The organism is Rhizobium sp. 57MFTsu3.2 (assembly GCF_012932765.1).
GTDB classification, from domain to species: Bacteria; Pseudomonadota; Alphaproteobacteria; order Rhizobiales; family Rhizobiaceae; genus Rhizobium; species Rhizobium altiplani.
On the sequence record NZ_JDWI01000002.1, the window covers coordinates 276086 to 299787 of the forward strand.

At 58.3% G+C, this 23702-nt stretch carries 20 protein-coding genes; 19 read left to right on the forward strand and 1 reads right to left on the reverse strand.

Translation table 11 applies throughout. The annotated features are described in order from the left end of the window. Positions 1–282 precede the first annotated feature (282 nt). From AF71_RS03835 to AF71_RS03905, 15 genes are all read left to right on the forward strand, one after another. Positions 283–891, forward strand: coding sequence for a LuxR C-terminal-related transcriptional regulator (locus AF71_RS03835; protein WP_169680036.1), 609 nt, complete (start codon positions 283–285; stop codon positions 889–891). 247 nt (positions 892–1138) lie between these two features. Further along, positions 1139–2458 carry a nucleotide sugar dehydrogenase gene (locus tag AF71_RS03840; RefSeq protein ID WP_169680038.1) on the forward strand — a complete coding sequence of 440 codons (1320 nt, stop codon included), beginning with the start codon at positions 1139–1141 and terminating at the stop codon, positions 2456–2458. Between the two features lie 11 nt (positions 2459–2469). Further along, a complete protein-coding gene (locus AF71_RS03845) occupies positions 2470–3939 on the forward strand; it encodes a glycosyltransferase (protein WP_169680040.1) in 1470 nt (489 codons plus the stop codon). A 13-nt stretch (positions 3940–3952) separates the two neighbouring features. Further along, positions 3953–5074 (forward strand): hypothetical protein, encoded by a 1122-nt coding sequence (locus AF71_RS03850; protein WP_169680042.1) that lies wholly within the window; start codon positions 3953–3955, stop codon positions 5072–5074. Beyond that, positions 5071–6510 (forward strand): mannose-1-phosphate guanylyltransferase/mannose-6-phosphate isomerase, encoded by a 1440-nt coding sequence (locus tag AF71_RS03855; protein WP_169680044.1) that lies wholly within the window; start codon positions 5071–5073, stop codon positions 6508–6510. Before AF71_RS03850 ends, AF71_RS03855 begins: the two co-directional genes overlap by 4 nt. Beyond that, on the forward strand, positions 6503–8023 hold the full coding sequence (locus AF71_RS03860) for a right-handed parallel beta-helix repeat-containing protein (RefSeq protein ID WP_169680045.1): 1521 nt from the start codon (positions 6503–6505) through the stop codon (positions 8021–8023). Before AF71_RS03855 ends, AF71_RS03860 begins: the two co-directional genes overlap by 8 nt. A gap of 6 nt (positions 8024–8029) precedes the next feature. Then, entirely contained in the window at positions 8030–9460 is a 1431-nt protein-coding gene (locus AF71_RS03865) for an MBOAT family protein (RefSeq protein ID WP_169680047.1), read from the forward strand. A 10-nt stretch (positions 9461–9470) separates the two neighbouring features. Continuing rightward, on the forward strand, positions 9471–10562 hold the full coding sequence (locus AF71_RS03870; RefSeq protein ID WP_169680049.1) for an alginate O-acetyltransferase: 1092 nt from the start codon (positions 9471–9473) through the stop codon (positions 10560–10562). 4 nt (positions 10563–10566) lie between these two features. Continuing rightward, on the forward strand, positions 10567–11364 hold the full coding sequence (locus AF71_RS03875; protein WP_169680051.1) for a hypothetical protein: 798 nt from the start codon (positions 10567–10569) through the stop codon (positions 11362–11364). Continuing rightward, positions 11361–12701 carry an alginate biosynthesis protein gene (locus AF71_RS03880; RefSeq protein WP_169680053.1) on the forward strand — a complete coding sequence of 447 codons (1341 nt, stop codon included), beginning with the start codon at positions 11361–11363 and terminating at the stop codon, positions 12699–12701. The genes AF71_RS03875 and AF71_RS03880 overlap by 4 nt, the downstream gene beginning before the upstream one ends. Positions 12702–12705: 4 nt before the next feature. Then, positions 12706–13344 (forward strand): alginate O-acetyltransferase AlgF, encoded by a 639-nt coding sequence (locus tag AF71_RS03885; protein ID WP_169680055.1) that lies wholly within the window; start codon positions 12706–12708, stop codon positions 13342–13344. Between the two features lie 11 nt (positions 13345–13355). Beyond that, positions 13356–16103 carry an SEL1-like repeat protein gene (locus AF71_RS03890; RefSeq protein ID WP_169680057.1) on the forward strand — a complete coding sequence of 916 codons (2748 nt, stop codon included), beginning with the start codon at positions 13356–13358 and terminating at the stop codon, positions 16101–16103. 64 nt (positions 16104–16167) lie between these two features. Then, positions 16168–17187 (forward strand): alginate lyase family protein, encoded by a 1020-nt coding sequence (locus AF71_RS03895; RefSeq protein ID WP_169680059.1) that lies wholly within the window; start codon positions 16168–16170, stop codon positions 17185–17187. 95 nt (positions 17188–17282) lie between these two features. Further along, positions 17283–17528, forward strand: a complete 246-nt coding sequence (locus tag AF71_RS03900; RefSeq protein WP_169680061.1) for a hypothetical protein — start codon at positions 17283–17285, stop codon at positions 17526–17528. 178 nt (positions 17529–17706) lie between these two features. Then, positions 17707–18543 (forward strand): nickel-binding protein, encoded by an 837-nt coding sequence (locus AF71_RS03905; RefSeq protein ID WP_169680063.1) that lies wholly within the window; start codon positions 17707–17709, stop codon positions 18541–18543. A 78-nt stretch (positions 18544–18621) separates the two neighbouring features. On the opposite strand, the gene AF71_RS03910 is transcribed toward AF71_RS03905, so the two are convergent. Next, positions 18622–19665 carry an NAD(P)-dependent alcohol dehydrogenase gene (locus AF71_RS03910; protein ID WP_169680065.1) on the reverse strand — a complete coding sequence of 348 codons (1044 nt, stop codon included), beginning with the start codon at positions 19663–19665 and terminating at the stop codon, positions 18622–18624. Positions 19666–20097: 432 nt separating this feature from the next. Between AF71_RS03910 and AF71_RS03915 the strand changes: the two genes are divergently transcribed. The 4 genes from AF71_RS03915 to cysW all read left to right on the forward strand — a co-directional run bounded on the left by AF71_RS03915 (position 20098) and on the right by cysW (position 23695). Beyond that, positions 20098–20553 carry a PTS sugar transporter subunit IIA gene (locus AF71_RS03915; protein WP_018855421.1) on the forward strand — a complete coding sequence of 152 codons (456 nt, stop codon included), beginning with the start codon at positions 20098–20100 and terminating at the stop codon, positions 20551–20553. A gap of 391 nt (positions 20554–20944) precedes the next feature. After that, the gene (locus tag AF71_RS03920) at positions 20945–21970 is read left to right on the forward strand and encodes a sulfate ABC transporter substrate-binding protein (protein WP_018855420.1); all 1026 of its coding nucleotides are present in this window, start codon (positions 20945–20947) and stop codon (positions 21968–21970) included. A gap of 8 nt (positions 21971–21978) precedes the next feature. Further along, positions 21979–22836, forward strand: a complete 858-nt coding sequence (cysT, locus tag AF71_RS03925; protein WP_169680067.1) for a sulfate ABC transporter permease subunit CysT — start codon at positions 21979–21981, stop codon at positions 22834–22836. Continuing rightward, positions 22826–23695 (forward strand): sulfate ABC transporter permease subunit CysW, encoded by an 870-nt coding sequence (gene cysW, locus AF71_RS03930; protein ID WP_169680069.1) that lies wholly within the window; start codon positions 22826–22828, stop codon positions 23693–23695. Before cysT ends, cysW begins: the two co-directional genes overlap by 11 nt. Positions 23696–23702 lie beyond the last annotated feature (7 nt).

Sequence of the window (23702 nt, forward strand, 5' to 3'; positions counted from 1 at the left end):
GCTTACTTTCGATAAATCGCGCGACAAAAGATGTTTATTTATCCCTTGACTTAGTAATTTAAATTCCAAACTATAAGCACTGTTCTAGCTTACTTCACTGATGTCCGGAGGCGATGTCGTATTACATCGGGACACATGCAGTAACTTCGAACTAAGCCTGGGAGGAAGTTTCGTCTTAATCGAGGAACTTTCATGGCACCGAATAAGAGCCGGGTTTCGGCTATTTGCGCATCTCCGGGACTGCCCGACGTCATAGGTTCAAGTTTGTTGGGAGATTCCTCGATGTGTTTCGTCGACACGAAACGCAAGGAGGAATCTTTGGTCGATTTCATCGGTCGAACCCTCCCCACTGTTGTCATTTGCGAAGTGGGAAATGACGCTGACCTTGCAGTCGGCAGGGCCGTGCGTCGGCTGTCAAATGCCGAGCGGGATAGCTCGTTCAAGGTCATCTACGCGGTGGATCCCCTGATCGCGCGCCGGATCGACGAAATCTACGTCGATGGCATGCTAAACATCGTCTTCACCAACGACGATGATCAGCAGATCTATAAGGCGATATCGCTTGTTGCGCAGGGTGGCCACTACATCAGCGCGGCTGTCTTCAACAGCTTGTCGGCGCTCGATATTCGCAGTTTTCATTCCCTGATCAATAGCGGACCCGAGAGGATCGAGCGTCTTTCCGAGGGCAATCTCAGCGCCAGAGAGGAAATCGTGCTGAAGCTTTTTGCATATGGATTCAGCACGAAGGAAATTGCCGCCGAAATCCATGTGAGCACCAAAACGGTCGAGACATACAAGGCACGTGGAGCCGACAAGCTCAGCCTTTCCAGCCGGGCATCCATAGTAAAATATGGCGCATCGAGAGGCTGGTTCGACATATACAATACTTAAATCGCGCGCGTAAATAGAACGTACTATAGATGCTGCCGTCTATTCTACGGATCAATACAATTGCGCCTAAATATAAAATCGGATTTTCGCATTTTCCCTACATTTATTCTGTTTTTCCCGACTTCATTTCTTTTGTCGCGGGCATAACATTCTCTTGCGCCTGACGAGACTCGAGACTTGCCTAAAAAGCAGACGCTGCCGGATTCCGAAGCGAGAGTTTTTAGTGATCGTAAAACGGGGACATGACATGTCGAGAATAAGCATTATTGGCATCGGATATGTCGGTGCCGTTTCGGCTGCCTGTCTCGCGGAGGACGGTCACACTGTTGTCGCGGTTGACACCGATCCCTCGAAAGTGGCCAAACTCAATGTGGGTGAGCCGCCAATTGTCGAAGCTGGACTGGCGACGCTGCTGGCCCGAAACGTCAACCGTGGACGGCTCTCGGCCACGACAGATGTTTGCGCGGCAGTGGCCAATACTGACATAACATTCATCTGTGTGGGAACACCCAGCGCCGCCGAGGGCTCAGTTGAGCTCAACTATGTCAAGCAGGCGTGCAGCGATGTTGCCGGTGCCTTGCGCAAAAAGAACTCATTCCACTCCGTTGTCCTGCGTTCCACGATTGTACCAGGGACAATGGAAGAGACCTGCATACCGATCCTCGAGATGGTTTCGGGCCTGACGGCAGGGAGGGATTTCGGGGTTGGCTATTATCCTGAATTCCTTCGTGAAGGTACAGCCATCGATGACAACTACAATCCGGGCCTTATCGTTTTTGCCGCCCTCGACTCCACGACTGAAAACGTCCTGCGCGAGCTGAATGGCAGGCTTCCCTGCGTGTGCAGCGTCGTGCCGCTGTCGACCGCGGAAATGATCAAATACACGAGCAATTCGTGGCGCGCGGCCAAGATCACCTTCGCAAACGAAATCGGCAACATTGCCAAGAGCTGTGGGATCGACGGCCAGTTGGTCATGAAGGTTCTCTGCTCCGACAGCAAGGTGAGCATGTCGCCCTATTTCATGCGACCGGGGTTTGCTTTTGGCGGTTCCTGCCTGCCAAAGGATGTGCGCGCGCTGCGTCATGTCGCGCATAAAGGCGGTGTTGCGACGCCAATGCTGGATTCGGTCCTTGAGGCAAACACTCGCCAAATCGAGAGAGCCGAGAATCTCGTCCACAACAGCGGTGGCAGATCCGTCGGAATGGTCGGAATAAGCTTCAAGGCAGGGACGGACGATTTGCGGGAGAGCCCGCTTGCCGAGCTCGCATCACGGCTGATTTCCAAGGGCTTCGGCCTGAAGGTCTACGACCCGAGCGTCCGTGTTGCCTATCAGAGCGAGCTTGGTGGATCCGGGCGCGGCGACGGCAAGGTTCCCGACCTAAAGGAACGACTGGTTGCCGGGATCGAAGAACTGATCGACGAAGCCGACGTCCTTCTGGTCGGCAATCGCTATGAAGAGACGATCGAGCCATTGGCACGAGCCGCCGTGGCCAAAAGTCTTGTCGACCTCACCCGTCTCAGGCCGGACTTGCGGTCAGGCGGCTTCTACGAGGGCATTTGCTGGTAGGAGAGACCCGTATGCTTGTGCTTGGTCACATCCTCTACATGCTGGTGTTCGTGAGTATTGCGATTGCCGTGCCGACCCACCGGCTCGCGGAGAATGCCGGCCTGGCGCTGACAATCGGCACACTGGGTATCTGGCGCTATGGCTGGGGTGCTGTGAATTTCGCAAGGGCGAAGCTCTTCATTCACTTCGCGCATCCAGCCCGACGAGCAGCTGCAGTCAGGGCATACGAGACAAGAAACCGACCGGCTCACGCCTTCTTTGTCGTCACGAGCTACAAGGTTGATGTCGCGGTAACAGTGCGTGTCTACCGCGCGATTTTTCGGGCTGCAGCCGCATCCCGGGGCGGCGCCACTGTCGTTGCCTCTGTCGTGGACGTCGCTGACGAGCGTTTGGTTCGGCGAATTTTTTCGTTGATGCCGCAAAACGCCAGAGGCGTTCATCTGATCGTTGATCGGATACCGGCGACCGGCAAACGCGATGCCTTGGCTGCTTCCTTGCGTATCCTTTCGAGGCAATGCCCCACATATGATGACATTGTGGTCTTCGTCGACGGTGACAGCTGCCCACCGGAAGATGTTGTGGAGGCATGCGCGCCCTTCTTCGTTGATGACAGCCTGGGCGCTGTTACGACCGACGAAGATTGTGAAATCAGCGATTCAAAGCTCTTTCGCGACTGGTTCAATCTGCGCTTCACGCAGCGCCACATGATGATGTCTTCGATGGGGCTATCAAGGCGCGTTCTGACCCTGACCGGACGCCTGTCGATATTCCGTGCGTCTCTCGCCTGCAATGCCGATTTTATCGAGAGCATTCAGTACGACTCGCTTGAGCACTGGCGTCTTGGCAAAGTCCCCTTTGTCACCGGTGACGACAAGTCGACGTGGTTCTGGCTGTTGAAGAACGGCTATGAAATGGCCTACCTGCCCGACGTGCGCTCTGTTTCGATGGAAAGCCAGCCGAAGCCGGGGTTTGTGGGTTCCGCTGTGGCATTGATGCTGCGCTGGTTTGGCAACATGCTGCGAACCAATGGCCGAGCATTGGCTCTTGGGCCAAGACGCATTGGCTTGTTCACCTGGTGGTCGCTTCTGGACCAGCGCATCTCCATGTGGACTACCCTCTTCGGCCCGGTAGCGGTGCTCATGTCGACACTCTTCGTCAGTCCGCTCGTCCTGCCGATCTATGTCGCGTGGGTCATGTTCACGCGGTACATAAACTGCTGCCTGCTGGCGACATTCCGACCGTCCTTCCCGATATCCTATCCGTTCCTTCTTTATTTCAGCCAGATCTGTGGGGCGCTCGTCAAAAGCTTCGTGTTTTTTCGTCTCGATCGACAGAGATGGACACGTCAAACGGCCGAAGCCTCACACCGCATTCCATCCGCCTCCGAGCGCCTTCGCGGGCTCTCGTCGACCTACGTACACATCCTCGCAAGCGGGTGGCTGTTGTTCGCTGCCTTTATGATTTCAAGCGCCAAGATCTGATTTGGAGTTTCTCATGACGACATTTGATCAACGTGAACACAATGATAGCCCACCGCCAACAGACGCGGAACGCGACAGTTTGCTCGATTTTGCCGATGGCAACGAACATCCGCGCGTCAAACTGCCCTTTTCGGTGACCATCGACGGGCGATCATATGAGGGCTCCGCACTGTCCATGGTCGCGGCCCGCGTGACGGGAATCGTCGGAGCAAATTGGCCGGGCGCCCACAAATTGGCGATCTTTCGCTTCAATTTTGGGAGCTTCTGGATGTCTCTTCCAATCGACGTGACGGTTTCTGCTGCTGACAGCAAGACCGGAGCAGTTACTCTTCGCTATCGCGATCCGACCGGCCAGCACATGCCGCAACTGCGTTACATCCTGAATTCCTGGCTTGCTGGCGACCACGTCGACGTTAATGGGATGCTGGTGGCCGAAAGCAGTCTGCCGAAAGGCAAAAGTACCGCACACAAGGTCGCCCAGTCTGGCTCATCGCGCCTTTCGAAATTGCTCGGCACATGCGTCGTCGCAGCCGCGTCGGCTGCGCTATTTGTCTTTGCAGCATCGGTGCTCAGTGACCGCCTTTTCGTGACGGACGTCGAGGCACCGGCGATTGCTTACAGGCAGGGTTCGACGATGACCGCAACAACGGGCGGTCAGCTTGATTTTATCGACACTCATGCCGCAGTCGGCAAGCCCGCATATTCGATCCTTGCGTCAACCGGCGTTGCGGTAACGGCTACGATGCCTTGCGACTGCGATGTTGAGACAGCCGGTCTTGCGAAGGGTGGGACCGTGATTGCCGGTCAGCCGGTTCTCTTCGTCAGCGAGCCGGGAGCGCCGATGATCGTTCGCACGTCCTTCACGGGCTCCGACTTCCGCCATGTTGCGGACGGCGCGAAAGTGACGATTGAAACCGCCGATGGCGGCTCCGTTCCTGCGAAGGTCGAAGTTGATCGCGAAGCCATTGGTGATGGCCAATCAGCATCGGTAGTTCTGGTTCCACTGCAACCCGTGTCCGGACTGCAGCCAGGATCACCTGTTGCCGTCCGTCTAGACGCTACCCCGCAATGGCTGCGAACCATTCGCAGCGGCATCTCGTTTGCGGCCGAGCAAACCGTAGGAGGTGCACAATGAAGCGCATACATCCCCTTATTCTCTGCGGCGGCTCCGGGACGCGTCTCTGGCCGCTGTCCAGGGCTCATCAGCCGAAGCAGTTTCAACCCATTAACGGCGACGGCACGCTGACGTTCTTTCAAAGCACCGTTCAGCGCCATCGCACGCAAATGTTTTCTGATCCGATCGTGTGTGTGAATGCGCGACACGTGGAAACAGTGGGCCGTCAGCTTCGTGAAATACAATGCAAAGCCAGCATCCTCACGGAGCCGGTAACTCGAAACACCGGGCCGGCCGTTCTTGCCGCGGCCCTCTACCTCATGGCAGCCGAGCCTGATGCCGTTCTCATTGTCCTTCCTTCCGATCACGTGATTCAGGGCGACCTGAACCGTGTCATCGCGCGGATGCACCGTGCGGCTTTCGATGGAATGATCGTGACCTTCGGTATCCATCCGACCTATGCGGAAAAGGGATATGGCTACATCATGGATGGCGGCGAGTTTGACGATTATCCCGGCCTTCACAGGGTTGAACGCTTTATCGAAAAGCCGAGCGTCAATGTCGCCCAGTCGCTGATTGACACCGGCTTTGCGTACTGGGCTTCCGGTATCAGCATGTTCCGGGCCGATAAACTTGTCGATGAATATCGACGGTACGACCCAGCCACACTTGATGCAGTCACCCGCGCTTTGATGGCGGCTTCGCCGTTGGCCGCTGAAAGCGGACTGCTTCTGGAGGAGCATTTCTTTGCGCAGGCCGTCAGCCAGCCGACGGAAATGGCTGTGTTCGAAAAATGCAGGGATATCGCACTTGCCCCAACTGTAATCGAATGGGACGACGTAGGAGGATGGACCTCCGTCCATTCGATCGGCTTGAAGAACGAGAGCGGCAACGTCACATCGGGCGATGTTGTCTTGTTGGACACCCGCGGCTCTCTGGTTCGCGGCAGTGATCGCCTGGTGGCCGTGGTTGGCATGAATGACGTCGTCGTCGTTGATACCGATGACGCCCTGCTCGTCACCAACAGGGCCAGTGCGCAGGATGTCAAGAAGATCGTCGAACATCTCGTTTCGCTCAAGCGCCGCGAAGCAGAACGCCACCGCAGTCAGGTCACGGAATGGGGCGGCATGAAGACCATGCAGGCGGGTGCGGGATTTGCAATGGACCTGCTGACGGTTGATCCGGGAAAGCAGGTGACCCTGATAGGGGAAGAAGGCGTGTCGCGGGTGCTCGTGGTGATCCGCGGCAGCGTCAGCGTGAATGGCAACCGGTCTCAGGAACAGCTCACCGCCGGCTTGTCGGCGATGATCGATTCGGCAACGAGCGTAACGCTTTTCAACAATGCAGATGGTGCTGCGGAAATCGTCGAGATCAGCTGTGGAACGGTAATGGCCGGCGTCGTCGCGCCATCTCTGACACAGTTCGCAACCGGCGTGAGGATGGCCGACTATGCCTAGCTGGTTGAGGGTAGCCTCCCTGGTCGGTGCGATAGCAGTTGCAACGTCGTCGTCGGCGACGGACGGCGGACCTGCACAGAAGCAGCAACCGCTCCTGGCCCTGGTACAGGACGCCCGTGACCTCTCCGTCGCGGCGCCTGATGTCTTCCAGCGCGCTGCGGCCTTTGGGGAGGTTCACGCGCTCCCAGCACTCAAACAGCCAGACAGCGTCCCTGCTTCAAGTCGCCAGAAAAGGATCAGCCGATCTGCCGTCGACATTCTTGTGCGCCGCATCGGTCCATCAGCCGGCGCCGGTTTCATGGAGACGGTTCTGGCTGCGCAGCCGCCTGACGGGATCGGTGCAATCGTCATCGAGAGCGGCTCGTTCCGGCTTGGCGATGTCAGGCGTGAACTGGAAGCGCTTGGCCACGCCGGGCATCTCGAGGCAACGCCTGGTGGATACATTGCACACACGCCAATCTTCATCTGGAATGGCGCAGAGTTGAAGATAACGCCCGGCGAAATTCTCAAGATGGACAATGCCAAGGGCGCGTTCATGGTGAACGCCGGTTCGCTCACGGTTGATCATGCAACATTGCAAGGCATTGGCCGGGGCGCGTCGACATTTCGGGCCTTCGTCCTGACTACCTTCGGCGGCACCACAACAATTGATCGCAGTAATCTCGTCAGCCTTGGCTTCGACGCGTCAGCTGAAACCGCAGGCATTGCATTCGCCCGACAGCAATTTGCGAATGCCGCCAGGCCTTCGATCGTGCAAGGCAGTCTGTTCCAGGATGTCGCGGGCCTCAGCCTGATCGACGTCAACGGCTTGAATATTCTGGGTAATCGCTTCATTGACAGCCCAACGACGGCAATCATCCTGAGAGCTGCGCGCGACGTGCACATCGCTGGAAACATTATCGTCGGCGAACGTGGCTCGCATGGCATCAAGGTGATGAGCAGCTCGAGCGGCGTCACGATCAATGACAATCTCGTCGTGGGCGGCGCGGGCAACGGAATTTTTGTGACCGGTGGCGCGACATCGGTTGCGATCTCCAACAACATCGTTGCCCTGTCGGAACTGACCGGCATCGGCGTCGATACAGCAGCCTGCGTCACGGTGCAGCAAAACGCTGTCATCAACAATGGTTCCAAGGGCGTTGCGATGCGCACGGCACTTCACAGCCACGTTCGTCAAAACCACCTCGCAGGCAACGGCTTTGCTGGCCTTTCGGTCGACGACCAGTATCACGGCATGCCGCTCGAAGTATCCCGCAATGCGTTTAGCGAAAACCGCGCGGGCCTGGCTGGGTCAGGTGTCGGATCCGTGGTTCTGGTGGGAAATGATTTCGACAGGCAAATGCCGCGCCTCGGCGTCGGTGAATTTGCCGGTAGCGTCGGCCAATTGCTGGCTTTCGACGCGTCAAGGCAGCCTGGCGAATTTCGCCTTGCGGGAAAAACAATCGACAACCAGCCAGCTCTCGCGGCGTTTTCCGCTGTCGACCTTGCTGCCTGCGCAGGAAAGAGGGGATGAATCAAAATGGTATTCTCCTCCGAAGTCTTCCTGTTTCTCTTTCTGCCAGTTTTCCTGGCGGTCTATTATTTGACGCCCATGCGGGGCCGCTCCGTCACCATCCTTTTGGGATCCTATGTCTTCTACGCGTGGTGGCGCATGGACTTCCTTTTTCTTTTGTTCGGAACGACCGTCTGGGTTTACACCTTTGCAATCCTGGTCGAGCGCAATCTCGGTAGCCGCCATGCCAAGCTCTTCCTAACCATCGGGATTGCCGGGTGCCTGGCGGTGCTCGGCATCTTCAAATACCTGAATTTCTTTATCGACAGCTTCGCCCAGTTGATGGGAACCGATGCGCACGGCCTTGGCGTTCACTGGCGCCTCATCCTTCCGATCGGTATCTCTTTCTATATCTTCCAGTCGATCAGCTATCTGGTCGACGTCTATCGGCGTGACACGCCTGCAACCCGCAATTTCATCGACCTGGCCGCATACAAGGCCCTCTTTCCGCAGCTGATAGCAGGCCCCATTTTGCGCTTCAGGGATCTCGCCGGCCAGTTCCAGTCGAGGCAGCATACGCTCGAGAAGTTCACGGACGGCACGTCCCTGTTCGTCATAGGCCTTGCAAAGAAGGTGCTGCTTGCCGATCCCATCGCGCCCATTGCCAACACCGTTTTTGCAAGCTCGCATCCGACCATGGCGGAGGCCTGGCTCGGCGCGATCGCCTACGCGATGCAGCTGTATTTTGACTTTTCGGGATATAGCGACATGGCAATCGGCCTCGGGCTGATGATCGGTTTCCAGTTCAGACCAAACTTTGACAACCCCTACATCAGCCGCAGCATAACCGAATTCTGGCGTCGCTGGCACATCAGCCTGTCGAGCTGGCTTCGTGACTACCTTTACATTCCGCTGGGCGGCAGTCGGCTCGGCCCGACGCGCACCTATGTCAATCTGGTTCTGGTCATGCTGCTTGGCGGCCTGTGGCATGGAGCAAACTGGACGTTCGTGCTTTGGGGTGGATGGCACGGCGGATGGCTTGCGCTTGAGCGTGCGACTGGCTGGAACAGGATCGCCGACACCAGGTGGATCGCCCTGCCAGGGACCTTGCTTGTCGTGTTGCTAGGCTGGGTGATGTTTCGCGCCGACAGCGTGGCCGATGCTTTTGCGCTTTATGGCGGCATGCTCGGTCAAAACGGGCTGGGAATTCGTGCCGACACGCTTCTCGATGTCACGCATGAGGCAATGTTGACGCTGGCCGTTGCGTGTTTCGTGGTGGCCATCGAGCCGATGATGGGATCGCTCAGGCAAACAAACATTGCAGCACCGGCAGGTGACGGCGCCGCCGTGATGCGCCAGCCGATCGTCATGCCACTGCTGCTTTCCTTGCTCGCCACGGTCACCATTCTGAAGCTCGCGGAATCCAGCCAGACTCCCTTCCTCTATTTTCAATTCTGAGGGTGGTGCCATGTTTGAACGCGCAATACCGATTACAAAGTTCCTGCTTCCCGCCTTGCTGTTCGGCTATGCGGCCTTCGCCAATGTCGACATCCGAGATAAGATTGCCGGCGCCTTTTCACGGCTGCCAACCGATGGCGGCTCCCTGAGCCACGGCATGCTCGGAGACGGGCTCGACGCGCTCTACAAGACTGAGCTTCCCCACCGGGAACTCGCGTTCGATCTGATCGGTGCAGCCAGGTACATGGTCCTTGGGGAGGGCCGCCGCGGCGTTATCGTCGGAAAGGAAGGATGGCTGTTTTCGGACGAGGAATTTCGCGGTGCCGCGAGCGCTGAAGCCGGTATCGGCGACGCCACAAGGGAAATAGCCAAGATCGCGGCGACGTTGCGCTCACACGGCGTACGCCTGATTGTTGTTCCGCTTCCAGCCAAGAACGATGTCTATCGCGAGCACCTTGCAGATCCTCGTTACGCCGAGATTTCCCGGGATCGCTATCTGGACTTCACGCGCGCGATGGCTTCGGCGAATATTGAGTTTGCAGACGCAAGAGCGGCGCTTCTCGAGATGAAGTCGAGGGGATCGGTTTTTCTGAAGACCGACACGCATTGGACGCCGCTTGGTGCCAAGGCCGTCGCCGAGGCTACCGGGGCCAGGGCGGGTGTTTCCCCCATGGCGCAATATGCACTGAGTGATGCCCCAGCCGAGGATGTGCGGGGCGACCTGGTCAAATTCGTCACCGGCAGGGCGCTTGCGGCTGCGATCGGGCTGGCTGATGAAAGCATCACGCCGCAAACAGCGTCGCAAACCGGGTCCGACGCGCTAAATGACATTCTGGCAGACGAGAGCTTTCCAACGGTTCTGGTCGGGACAAGTTACAGTGCCAACGAGGCTTGGTCATTCGCTTCTTATCTTGAAGCGGCACTGGGATCGAACGTCCTCAATGTCGCCGAGGTCGGTCGAGGACCGGTTTTTCCAATGCACAAGTTCTTGTCCAACGCAAACGGCACGAGTTGGCCAGAGACCGTCATATGGGAATTTCCGATCCGCTACTTGACCGATCCGGCGTTGTGGAAGTCGGACGATCTCAAGACGAAGGAGTAATAGGATGCTCAGGACCGCGAGTCTGATCGCTCTTGGCATCGCGATATGCATCGCTGGCAGCGACGCTGGCGCGGTTACGCAGTCGGGCGCGGTTACCCAACCCAAGAACACCAAGGTCGAGACCAGGAAATCGAAAGCCGACGAACGCCGTTATCGACGCGGATTTAATCAGGGAGTAACGCGCACCGATCAGCTCAACAGCGCCCAGCTTCAGGGAATTCGCAAGCGCATGATAGGCCACCGAAAAGTGTCCTACAGGGAGCTTCAATTGTTGGCGGATCGTGGCGATGGCCTGGCTGCGCTTTACGTCGCAAAACGGCTCTCGACAAATCCCGCCCATAACGCGGATACCATCCACTACTATACAATTGCCTGCACAACCGGCAGGGCGGGTGCGGTTGCGCCGCTTGCAAGACAGCTCAAGAGCGCCAGCGATGGTGTCAGCAAGGTCCGCCTTGACCAGGCAGAGGCGACCCTGCTTCAGCACGCCGCGCGCAGGAACCCCGTCGCAATCGACGCGCTTGTCAAATTCTATGCCGCCGGGGAGCCGTTCGGCACCAACCCGCAGGAAGCCGAACGACTGCGACGCGAGGCCGCAAAAGGTGGCGACAGCAAAGTCGCGCTTGATTTAGCCATCGCGATGATCTCGGAAGGCCTGCTGGACGAAGACGAAAAATCCGAGGCCCGCAGATATCTGGCGATCGCCGAAAAGTCACCTGAACTGAGTGTCAAGACAGTAGCCGCGGCGGTGCTCCGGCAGCTCGACGCTGCGCCCGTCAACCCGATCGAGGTAAGTCAATGAGGCATCCTCTGACAAAATCGTCGCGGTGGCCCTGCGCTGTCCTATGCGCACTGGGCGTTTTGGGGCTGGCCCATACCGCCAAGGCGGAATCAAACTTCGGCTGTGCGAACCTTGAGACCGACAAGCAACTGAGCGTCGTGGAAGGCAGGCAGGGGTATTTTTATCGGACGATCGCGGATCTGCGAATGGAGCAGCAACTTTCCGAGCATACGGCCAGTCAAATGGCCGCACTCTCGGAGGCTCTGGAAGCAGGAGGAACGACGCTCGTTTATGTGCCAATTCCGACAAAAAGCCTGGTGATGCCCGAATATCTGCCGCGCGAGGCCGGCGACTATGGTTTTGACTACGACGTGGCAAAGCGCGTCTATGACGATGTCATCAAGCGCCTTCGCGACCACGGGGTGGTGACGGTCGATGTTCTCGGTGCGATGAAGCGCGCGGGAGGCCAGGAGCCGCCGTTCTTTCAAGCGGACTTTCACTGGACCTCTTCAGGAGCTCGCGCGGCGGCAGATGAGATTGCGGCCGCAATCCAGCAACTTCCGGGCATTGATGATCTCGCGAAGGCTTCATTCGAGACCAAGCCCGCAGGGCGGCAGGCAATCATCTCAACGATGCGCCGCCTGCTGCAGGCAAACTGCAAACAGGCCCTGCCGTTGCCGGAAACCGATGCGTTTACGACCACTGAGGTGGCAGCCGGAGATGCCGGGCTCGATATCTTTGGAGACGGCACTTCGAAGGGCGCTGTAGCGCTGGTGGGAACGAGCTACTCGGATCTGGCTGCATCAAACTTTGCGGGCTTCCTTTCGCAAGCGCTCTCCTCCCCGGTTACGAATTATTCGATCTCGGGCGGCAATCAGTTCGGATCAATTACATCCTATCTGACGTCGAAAAACTTCGCGCAGTCGCGACCGCGCTTTCTCATCTGGGAAAACCCGATCTACAACAGTCTTGGAAAATTTGGTGATGCGCCCCTGCTCGAGTTGAGGACGGCGGCTGGCCAGAGTTGCCACGAGATCGAGCCCGACGAGATTTCAACCGTTGGCGACAGTACTCTCGAAATCGCCCTTCAGGATGGCGGCAAAATTCCGGATTCGGCAGTAATATACGTGTATTCCGGCGATGACCGCAGTCGACAGGCAACCCTACGCTTCCGATTGAATGACGGCCACATGTTCGAGAGCAGCATTCGGCGTGCGGACAGGATGATCTCCACCGGGCGGTATTACTTTCCTGTGCGCTACTTTGGAGTACAGGCATCGCAAAAACTGAACCTTGAGTTTGATCGCATGTCGGCGAAGGAAGTGTCGGTCGGCATCTGCAACACAAGAGGAGGATAATCTGATGGATAGGGCTCGTGCCTTTGGAATATTCGCCGCAGGAACTCTTCTGGTTGCCTCAACCTACTCAGCTGGGCTAGCCCAGGACTCTGGCCTCTACGGCAAGCCGATAGATCCGAATTCGTCCTTCATTCGAGTTCTTGACGCAAGTGCCTCTTCAGCCATCATTGCGGGGGCATCCATCGAGAATTTTAGCGATGGCGTCTCACCCTACGTCAACGTGAAGCCGGGCGAAGTAGAGATGTCCCTGGGGGCCAAGACAGCCAAGGTGACGGCCGAACCCGGAAAATACTACACGTACGCCGCCCTGGCAGATGGGCAGACGAAGCTTTACACGGATGCGGTCAAGGACGATCCGTCGAAGGCACAGGTTTATCTCTACAATCTAAGCGATTTGAAAGCGGTGGATCTCGTGGTTCCGGCTGCCAAGGCCACCGCACTGAAGGCAGTGGCGCAGGGAGACGCTCAAAGCGTATCGCTGAGAGCACCACTGAGCTTGAGTTTTGCCATCCAGGAAGGCGGGAAGAATGTAGCGGAAACCAGCAAGGTCGATCTCAAGAGGCGCTCGGGCTTCACGATTGTTCTTTCCGGCAGCGCCGGCAACTACCGCGTCATCGCATTAGAAAATTACCTGAACCAATAGGAGATCCAATCGTGACCGGGCGTTTGCGTTTCTCAGTTCTGTGGATCAGCCATCTCAGTGTGGCAGCGGGCGTGTTTGCCGTTTTGGGGGCTGCATCCGCTGCTGCAAAGCCGGTCGCCGTTGAGTTTCTGCCTCCGGCGATTGAGTTGAAACCCATTTGCGAACAGCGCTCACAGGACAGCGATGTCGTCGGTCGCTGGCTTGCCTGGGACAGAAAGGCGCTGCCGAAGCAACAGCCTTGGCTTGTTCTGAGGGAGGCTCAGCGCCTGCGCGACATCGACCCGCAACAGTATTTTCCGATCATAAAACGGATGATCGAACTTCTGCCCACGATCGACCCCGGAATGAAGGCAGACGATGTTGCCGCTGAGGAGATTACACTCTACCTGCGCGCCGGAAAGACTGACGAGCTGCGTCAGAGCAAGATGGTTGAACAGCTGATCAGTCGCGCAGAGGCGAACACCCCGAAGAGCCTCTATCTTGCTGCTGAACTGATGCTTGATGGTGTAAGCGCAAAGCACGATGAGAAGAAGGCCCTTTCCTATCTCGTGGCAGCCGCCTACGGCGGTAACCCAAACGCCCTTCTGGAGCTGGCCAAGAGAAATCTCGAGGGTCAGCAGATCCAGGGCTGGAGTGTCGATCCGTCGCTGGCCGTAACGATGGCCTTTGGCGCGATGGTTGGTAAGCTCGACAACGGAATATGTGATCGTGTCACGCGCATCGCCCGGGAGTATGAAAAGGGAGAAGTGGTCGCCGCCGATCGCCGTATTTCTGAGGCATGGTTGCGGTTTGCGGCCGATCTTGGAGATGGGAACGCAGCCTGGAATGTTGCCCGTTACCATCTCGACAGCTCCGAGATTACCAAGGACAACAATCTCCTGATCCACTATCTCCAATTTGCCGCAGACAAGGGCGTGGTTGCCGCGCAGTCTGAACTCGGGCACCTCTATGAAGTTGGGGCGATTGTTCCAAAGGACCTGGCCAAGTCCGAGTATTACTATCAGCTTGCCGTCGCCGCGGGCCATCGAAACAGCCTGATCAAACTTGCAAACCTTTACGAAGACTCCAGTCAGCAGGGCGCGCGCGAAAAATACCGCCACGCATTGAATGAACTCGCTGCACTCCCGGACCCACCGGGCTGGACTTTTGCCAAGCTTGGCAATCTTGCCATCGAGGAAAGCGGCTACTGGCGGGCAGAGAAAACAGCGACCGACTTGTTCGAAAAGGGCGCCGAGCGCCGGGATATGACATCAATCCGCAGTTTGGCCCTGATCCGTCTTCAACACAGTGCGACCGACGGTCAGTTCGACGAGGGCATAAATCTGCTTCTCGAATTGCTTGATAGCTATGGCCGGACGGACACGATGGCCGACCTTCGAGATGCCTACCTTTGCCATGCCCCCGACGGTCCGCAGATCGAGAAGGCCCAATACTGGTCGGCGACTGCAAAGGAGGCACTCAATGCCGGATGGTCCGTCAAGACCATCGGAGATCTTGTCGAGCATCCCAGCACCGCCGAAACGGCGAGCCTGCAGTCGGGCGCCTTGAACGGGCAATCCAATTTCATCGCGGGGTATCTCTGGTACCTCAAGACCTCGAAGGCTACCCCGGAGGCGATCGGCGAATGGGAAAAACGCGTTGCGCAAGATCCCGACGCGAAGACCGCCTACGCAGTTCTAATGCTGCAGGCGGACGACGGTGTAGACAACAAGAAGGCTGCCTTGAAAATGCTGCTGGAAGCGGCGCAAGCCGGGGGCCGGGGCGCAAAGACAGCCGCCGCCGATCTTATCCTGACCTCTCTTGGTCAAGACGCGAAACTGGTTAAGACGGCGGGAGATTTCCTTCATGCCGAAGCGGCAGGCGGATCGGGAGCAGCCATGCAGCTTCTTGCAACAAAGTCGGGCCCGTCGACATCGCCTGCCGACGTCTACCGGGAGTATAGCGACGCTATCGAAGCCCGCGGTGATACGGAGGCAATGATCTTCGCGGCCGGACAGGTTTCCGACGTCGAACAAAAACGGAGCTATCTTGCCCGGGCGGCGGGTAGAATCGATTGCTCTTTCGACTCGGCACTTTCGATGGCCAGCGCCTATTTCTCCTTCAATCAGGCGGCGGACGCCGTCAAATGGATGACGGTTGCAGAGGCGTTTTCTGCAGGAAAGCCGTGGAGATCAAGACTGCTCGGCGAGACGTTCCAGCGGATCCCACAGCCCGATATGCAGACCAATGCCATGCGACTGTTTGAAGTCGCGGCCTTGGGCGGCGACGCAAAGGCCCAGCAGTATCTGCTGAAGGTCTACCTGGACGCCGCGGGCCCCAATTACTCCCAGGGAAAAGCGGTCGACCTGATGGTGGCCACGATCAGCAAGGCTTCGCCTGCGCAGATTCTTGACAGCTTGTCGCGGCTTGAGAGGTCACACAAGGCCATACAACAGCTGGTGTTGGCGCGCGTGAACCTGGCGACACTGTTTCACGATGCAGCCGCAGCCGGCGATCCCGTGGGCATGAGGGAATTTGGCAAGCTCCAGCTTGCCAGGATGGACGGTCCCGAAGACGCGGTGGTCGCCCAGGATATGTTCCAGAAGGCAGCTGGCAAGGGTGACGTTGAAGCGATGGTGCTGCTTTCCAGAAATTACGCGTTCGGTATTGGCACCACCCCATCCCTCTCGCTGGCCAGGACGTGGCTCGAAAAGGCAGCAAGCCTGGGCAACAAGGAGGCCAAGGAAATGCTCGTTGTCATGACAATGAAGGCCAATTGACATGCCAACCATTCGGTTTTGGACACCATGCGAAGGTGACGTCGATCGGCGCCGAAAGTGGCAGTTGCCGTCTATCATCATGACAATGGGCCTGCTTGCTGCACCGCCCTACGCGCTGGCGGCCGTAAAATGCCCCAGCGTCGGAAAGCCTGTGGTCAGCCTGGAGTTGGGCAGCCGATATGAAAGCAATGACAAGTCTCGTTCCGACATCGACGAGAATGCAGATGCGGCCGTCGACAAGGCGTTGAAGCCGATCGACGTCTATGTCAGGAGCCTGGCAAATCTTTCCGACCAGTCGCCGAAGTCTTCGACGCGGGACGAAACGAACCGCTGTTTGTATCGTGCGCTGTCGAGTTGGGCGGATGCCGGCGCACTTTCCGACCTCGGCACGCTCAATGCCAAGCTTGCGATCTCGCCGCGAGTGGCGGGAATGGCAATATCCTACCACGACGCAAAGGCCGTCACGCCGCCCGACGACGAACAGAAGAAGGCGATCGAAACCTGGCTTCAGTCTCTCGGCGTGGAGCTCATGACATTCTTCGATGAAGACGCGCCGAAAATGGCTTCGCGAAACAATTTACGGGCCTGGGCAGGCCTCGCCGTCGGCCAGATCGGCGTTGCGACAGACAATGACCAGCTTTCCAATTGGGGCGCAAAGACGAATGAGATGGTCATCTGCTCGGCAGACGATGACGGCGGACTGCCCTTGGAGATGAAGCGGGGCGACAAGGCGCTCCATTACCAGCTTCATGCGGTGGGTCCTCTTGTCGTCAATGCGGCACTCCTCAATGCGAAGTTCAACGACAGTTTCAGCGTGTGCCAGGGCAAGCTCGACCGGATCGTTGATTTCACGCTGTCCGCACTCCAGAAGCCAGAGCTGGCTGCGGCCAAGGCAGGCACTGAACAGACATTTTCGACTGGCAAGGAAAAACTCGAACCCTTCCAGATCGCATGGCTGGAGCCCTATCTGAAGTTTCGGCAAAGTGAGAAAGCGACACGGCTCGCCGAGCGCTACCGGCCGCTATCCAATTCGAACCTCGGCGGAAACTTGACCAGTCAGTATTCCGCGAAGTCGAAAAAATGAGTGCAGGATAGCTGGAACCCCCTGTTTTACCACGACTGACGGTCAAAGGCGGGCTTGCAATCTATCCTCAAAAACCAATCGATAGGGAGGTCGCGTTGAAAAAGCACCTGGTATTTGGGATCGCGTTCAGTGCCGTGGCCGCACTCACCTTTAATCCGGTTCTTGCTGCTCCGCCCACGGCCCCGCAACAACAAAGCGCATATGTTGCGCCTGACAGTCAATCCAGGCTCAGTCCGAAGGCCTGCGCAAAGCTGATTGCAAAAGCGAAAAACTCAGGCAAAAGCAATGAAATCATACTGAGAAGAAAGATGCGGCTTGAGGCACGAGGCTGCGTTTTCTGACGTCGGCCAGCGTCCATGTTTTCCGCGATCTGCGGTGTGAATATCCCGCGGCCGGCCCCTGTCAGCACGGCGTCTTGGCACGCCCGCTGAGGCGCCACCATCCCCTCAGGTGGACCTGACGGTGCCAACGGCGTAAGATGCCGCCAATGCTGAGGGGCTCTCCGAAGGACGCACGCACGTGGCTATCTTCATGGACCGGCATGATCTTGCGGGGACATCCGCCGAAGATATAGCCGAGGCGCATCGCAGGGATCTGGCTGTCGAGGATCGGTATGGGGTGAAGTTCCTCACCTATTGGTATGACCAGCGGCGCGGAACGGCGTTCTGCCTGATCGATGCGCCGGACGCCGAGACCGCGCAATGCGTGCATCGCGAGGCACATGGATTTATCGCCGGTGAAGTGGTCGAGGTGGCGTTGTCGGCGGTCGAGGCATTCCTTGGGCGCATTCACGAGCCCGAGCAGAAGGCCGGCCAGCCCGGTGCCGAAAGGGATGCCGGGCACAGGGCGATCATGTTTACCGATATCGTGGGCTCGACGGAGATGACATCACGCCTTGGCGACCGCATGGCTGCGGAACTGGTGCGAGCGCATGATGCGATCGTGCGCCGTTGCCTGGCACAATGCGAGGGTCGGGAAGTGAAGCATACCGGCGACGGGATCATGGCCTCGTTCGTTTCGACGCACGCCGCCGTTGGCTGTGCCATGAGCATCCAGCGCGAATTCACCAGCTATAACAGCGGTACGCCGGAACCCATTCACGTTCGTATCGGCCTTGATTGCGGCGAGCCGATCGAAGACAGCCACGATCTCTTCGGCTCGACGGTGCAGCTCGCCGCTCGGCTCTGTGCGGCAGCCGGAGTCGATCAGATACTCGTATCGGAGAATATCTTCAGGGAGCACGGAGCCTCCGATCTTTTCGCCAACGCAGCGCGCCGACGTCTCAAGGGCTTTTCGAAGCCGGTGCTGGCATTCGAATGCGCCTGGAGCGACGCCGAGGGAGTTCGGTCGGACTAGGTAAATCGCCATATCGATGTCGGCGCCGCACGCACGTTCGAGCCGAATGAACGCAACAGAGCCTGCGAAAACGTCGCCCTACCCCATCACGATCTGCAGTTTCACGTCACTCGGACGCGCTTCGACGGCGCGATCGAAGGCGGCAATGGAATCCTCGAAGCTGAATGTCTCCGAGATCAGCGGCTTGAGATCGACACGACCGGAGCCGAGCAGCGCAATCGAACGCTCGTATTGGTGTGCGTAGCGGAACACGGTCTCGACGCGGATTTCCTTTGTCGAGGCCGTCGAGACATCGAAGCCGATCGGATTGACCGGCAGACCGACGGCGACGATGACGCCGCCTGGACGGGGCAGCTCCATGATGGTTTCCCAGGCCTTTGTCGAGCCGGAGCATTCGAAGATCACATCGGCGCCCCAGCCATCCGTCAGGCGTGCCACTTCCTCGACGAGGTTCCTCTCGCGGATATTGACCGGGATGACACCCTGATATTGGGCGGCAATGTCGAGCTTTGGTTGGGCCAGATCGGCAACGACAGCGCGAGCACAGCCGCCGGCAAGAGCGGCAATCGCCACCATCGTGCCGATCGGGCCGGCACCAAGCACGACGGCCGTATCGCCAGGGCTGATCTTCGCCTTGGCTGCGGCCTGCATGCCGACCGCGAAGGGCTCGACCATCGCGCCTTCGGCGAAGCTGACGCCATCAGGAAGCTTGTAGGTATAATTGGCCGGATGCACGACTTCTGATGTCAGCACCCCGTGGACCGGCGGAGTGGCCCAGAAGGTAACGGCCGGGTCGACATTGTACATTCCAAGGCGACTCGCCTTGGAGTTGGGGTCGGGGATACCGGGCTCCATGCAGACGCGGTCGCCGACATTCAGATGCGTGACGCCGGCGCCGACCTCGACGACGGTGCCGGCCGCTTCGTGTCCGAGCACCATCGGTTCGTTGACGATGAAGGGACCGATCTTGCCATGGGTGTAGTAATGCACATCGGAACCGCAAACCCCGACGGTGTGGATCCTGATCTTCACCTGTCCCGGGCCTGTCTCCATTGGCAAATCGATGTCGCGAAGCGCGAGTTCATGCTGGCGCTCGAGCACCAGCGCGCGGACTTTGGCCATTTGTGTGTTTCCTTCCCGGTTGGCGCCCGCTCTTGTCTGGGCGCGGCGGCTTTGGACGGACTATATGATCCGAAGCCTTCGCATTCAATCGGATCTAGAAGGCTTTTGCTCAATAAAAGTTCAAATGCTCATTTGCTTGAGGTCGGATATCACCCGGACCTGACGAGATTTATCGCTGACGATGGTCCACCGGGAACCGCCGATCAATTCATTTCTAGAAACTGGGCGCTTGCCTGAATTTTCCTCGATCAGTGGTTGGAAGCTTGGGTGATCCTTATGCGGTGCTTATATTTGTAGTCGTTTATCACGCTCGAACCTTTATCCCGTCTGAGCCTATGAACGCGGAGCCAGGCGACCCACGAAACCGGCTGGCGACAGCGACAGTCCTGGCCGGTCCCCGGACCCGCCCGCACGAACGACAAGAGAGACTTCATGGACCTTTCGATGATCATCCGTCCCGAGCACACCTTCATCGGTGTGTCTGTGGCGACGAAATGGAAGGCGTTGGCGAATATTGCTGAGAAAGCCGCCATCGCCTTCCATGTCGAGGAGAGGAAGATACTCCAGGCTCTGGAGAGCCGTGAGAGCCTTGGATCGACGGGGATCGGCAATGGTGTCGCCGTTCCGCACGCTGTCGTCGAAGGGCTGACACATCCGCGTGGCTTGCTCGTGCGCTTTGCGCGGCCACTCGATTTCGAGGCCGTCGACGACGTGCCGACAGACATTGCCTTCGCGCTTCTGTTTGGCGAGGCCAACCGCGGCGAGTATCTGAACGTGCTGGCGGCTATAGCGCGTCAGCTGCAGGCGCCGGGGGTTCTTGCAGCCATGCGCAAGGCCAGGACCGTCGAAGAACTCTATTCTGATTTCCTGGCGGATTCGCGTCTTTGACGAACCGGTAGATCTCTCCGATTTGGCTCGGTGTGCCAGCGCCGCGGGCCCCAGGCTGCCGCCCGGACCCGGCAGACAGGATCGCACCGAATGCCTCTCGGCCATAGTTCGCCTCGTTGCCGGCGACAGCCTCGGCTTCTCGCCGCTCGGCGGACCCGCCAGCCGGTGCATCCGATCCGATTCCGGCAGTATCGATGAGGATAAGCGACCGCAGACGGGCCGTGTTCAAGTGGTGCACCTGAAGGTCCGGCGTGCCCAAGGGAGCAAGTCCATTTCCAAAGTGGCTTCCAAATGGGATGCCATTCCTGAGTTGAGGGAGGAACAGAAACATTCTTCGTTTCATTATACGACTGACTTGGTAGAGTTTCGGCCATCAACGAAGGAGGTTTCCATGCAGTCCATAAGGATCACACGGCTTCTCGCGGCTGTGGCGCTGGCAGGCAGCGTCGCAATCGGGGCTGTCGCTCCCGCACTCGCGGATCAGACGCTTCTCAACGTATCCTACGATCCGACGAGAGAACTGTATAAGGATTTCAACGCTGCCTTCGCTGCGAAGTGGCAGAAGGACACCGGTGAAGCGGTCACCGTCAAGGCTTCTCATGGTGGGTCTGGCGCACAGGCGCGTTCTGTCATCGACGGGCTTGATGCCGATGTCGTAACCCTCGCCCTCGAGGGCGATATCGACGCGATTGCCAAGAAGACTGGAAAGATCCCTGCCGACTGGAAGACCAAGTTCCCGAACAACTCGACGCCGTACACCTCCACGATCGTCTTCCTTGTGCGCAAGGGCAATCCGAAGGGCATCAAGGACTGGGCTGATCTGGTGAAGGATGATGTCCAGGTCATCACGCCCAACCCGAAGACGTCGGGTGGCGCGCGCTGGAACTTCCTGGCCGCCTGGGCATGGGCCAAGCAGGCCAATGGCGGCGATGACGCCAAGGCACAGGAATATGTAACAAAGCTCCTGCAGCATGTCCCGGTACTCGACACCGGTGCGCGCGGCGCAACAACGACTTTCGTGCAGCGCGGCCTCGGCGACGTCCTCCTTGCCTGGGAGAACGAGGCCTATCTCTCCCTGGAAGAACTCGGTCCTGACCAGTTCGAGATCGTCACCCCGGCATTCTCGATCCGCGCGGACCCCCCGGTCGCCGTCGTTGACGGCAACGTCGACAAGAAGGGCACCCGCAAGCTCGCTGAAGCCTATCTGAATTATCTCTATTCGGACGAAGGCCAGAAGATTGCTGCCAAGCACTTCTACCGGCCGATCAAGCCCGAAGCTGCCGACAAGGCAGACATTGCGCGCTTCCCGAACCTGAAGCTGGCGACAATCGATGATTTCGGTGGCTGGAAGGACGCTCAGCCGAAATTCTTCGGCGATGGCGGCGTATTTGACCAAATCTACAAGCCGGCACAATAATACGTCGCATGAAAGCATATAGCCCCACGCGGTGGCGGTTCAGACGGCCGAGCGTCATTCCAGGCTTTGGAATGGCGCTCGGCCTTACCTTGACCTGGCTCACCCTTCTGATCCTCATTCCGCTTTCGGGCCTTGCCTGGCGGTCGAGCGAGCTCGGCTGGACAAAATTCCTGGCCATCGCCTTCGATCCTCGAACGCTGAGTGCTCTTCGCATCAGCTTTGGAACCGCCTTCGCAGCCGCCTGCCTCAATGCCGCCTTCGGCGTCGTTCTGGCCTGGGTGCTCGTGCGCTACCGCTTCCCTGGCAAACGCATCATAGATGCCATGGTCGATTTGCCCTTTGCATTGCCGACCGCCGTGGCCGGTATTGCGCTCGCAACACTTTATGCGCCGAATGGCTGGATCGGCCAGTTCCTGACACCACTCGGCGTCAAGATCGCCTTCACGCCGCTTGGTATCGTCATTGCCCTGGTCTTCGTCGGCCTTCCCTTCGTCGTGCGGACGGTCCAGCCCGTCATGGAGGAGATCGACAAGGAGGTGGAAGAAGCTGCCGCAACGCTTGGCGCCACGCGTCTGCAGACGATCTTCCGCGTTTTGCTGCCGGGCCTCGCCCCACCTGTCCTGACGGGTTTTGCGCTCGCCTTCGCCCGCGGCGTCGGCGAGTATGGCTCGGTGATCTTTATTGCCGGCAATCTTCCGTTCCGGTCGGAGATTGCGCCGCTTCTGATCGTCATCAAGCTCGAAGAATACAATTATGCAGCTGCGACGGGCATTGCGGCCGTGATGCTGGTCATCTCGTTTGCCATGTTGCTGATCATCAACCTCATCCAGAGCTGGAGCAGACGGAGATATGGTTATGGCACTTGATACCAGCGCTCCGACAAAGGTGCGCTCCGCCGTTACCGAGCACCGGTTCGCGCGGTGGACGCTGATCCTTGTCTCTCTCACTTTCCTGACGCTGATTCTGCTTCTGCCCCTGGCAGCCGTTTTCGTCGAAGCCTTCCGCAAGGGGGCGGGACCATTCCTCGAGGCGCTTCAGGACGAGGAGACCTTTTCCGCCATTCGCCTGACCCTCATCGTCGCGGGTGTCAGCGTGCCTCTCAACCTGTCTTTTGGAGTGGCGGCCGCCTGGGCGATTGCCAAGTTCGAGTTCAAGGGCAAGGCTCTTCTGACAACGTTGATCGACCTGCCCTTTTCGGTCTCGCCGGTCATTTCGGGCCTGGTCTTCGTCCTGTTGCTTGGTGCCAATACCTATCTTGGCCATTGGCTGAGCGCCTACAACATCAAGATCCTGTTTGCCGTTCCGGGGCTCATTCTCGCGACCATGTTCGTCACCTTTCCCTTCGTGGCGCGCGAGCTGATCCCCCTGATGCAGGAACAGGGGACGGGTGACGAAGAGGCGGCGATATCGCTCGGGGCCAGTGGCTGGCAGACCTTCTGGCATGTGACCTTGCCGAACATCAAATGGGGTCTGCTCTACGGCGTGCTGCTCTGCAACGCCCGCGCAATGGGTGAGTTCGGCGCCGTTTCTGTGGTCTCCGGTCACATCCGGGGACAGACGAACACCATGCCGCTGCAGGTGGAAATTCTCTATAACGAGTACAATTTCACCGGCGCGTTTGCCGTTGCCACCCTGCTTGCCTTGCTTGCGCTCGTGACCCTTGTTTTAAAGACGCTGCTCGAGATGCGATACAGTGAAGAAATCGCCGCCAGCCGACGGCACTGAAGGAATT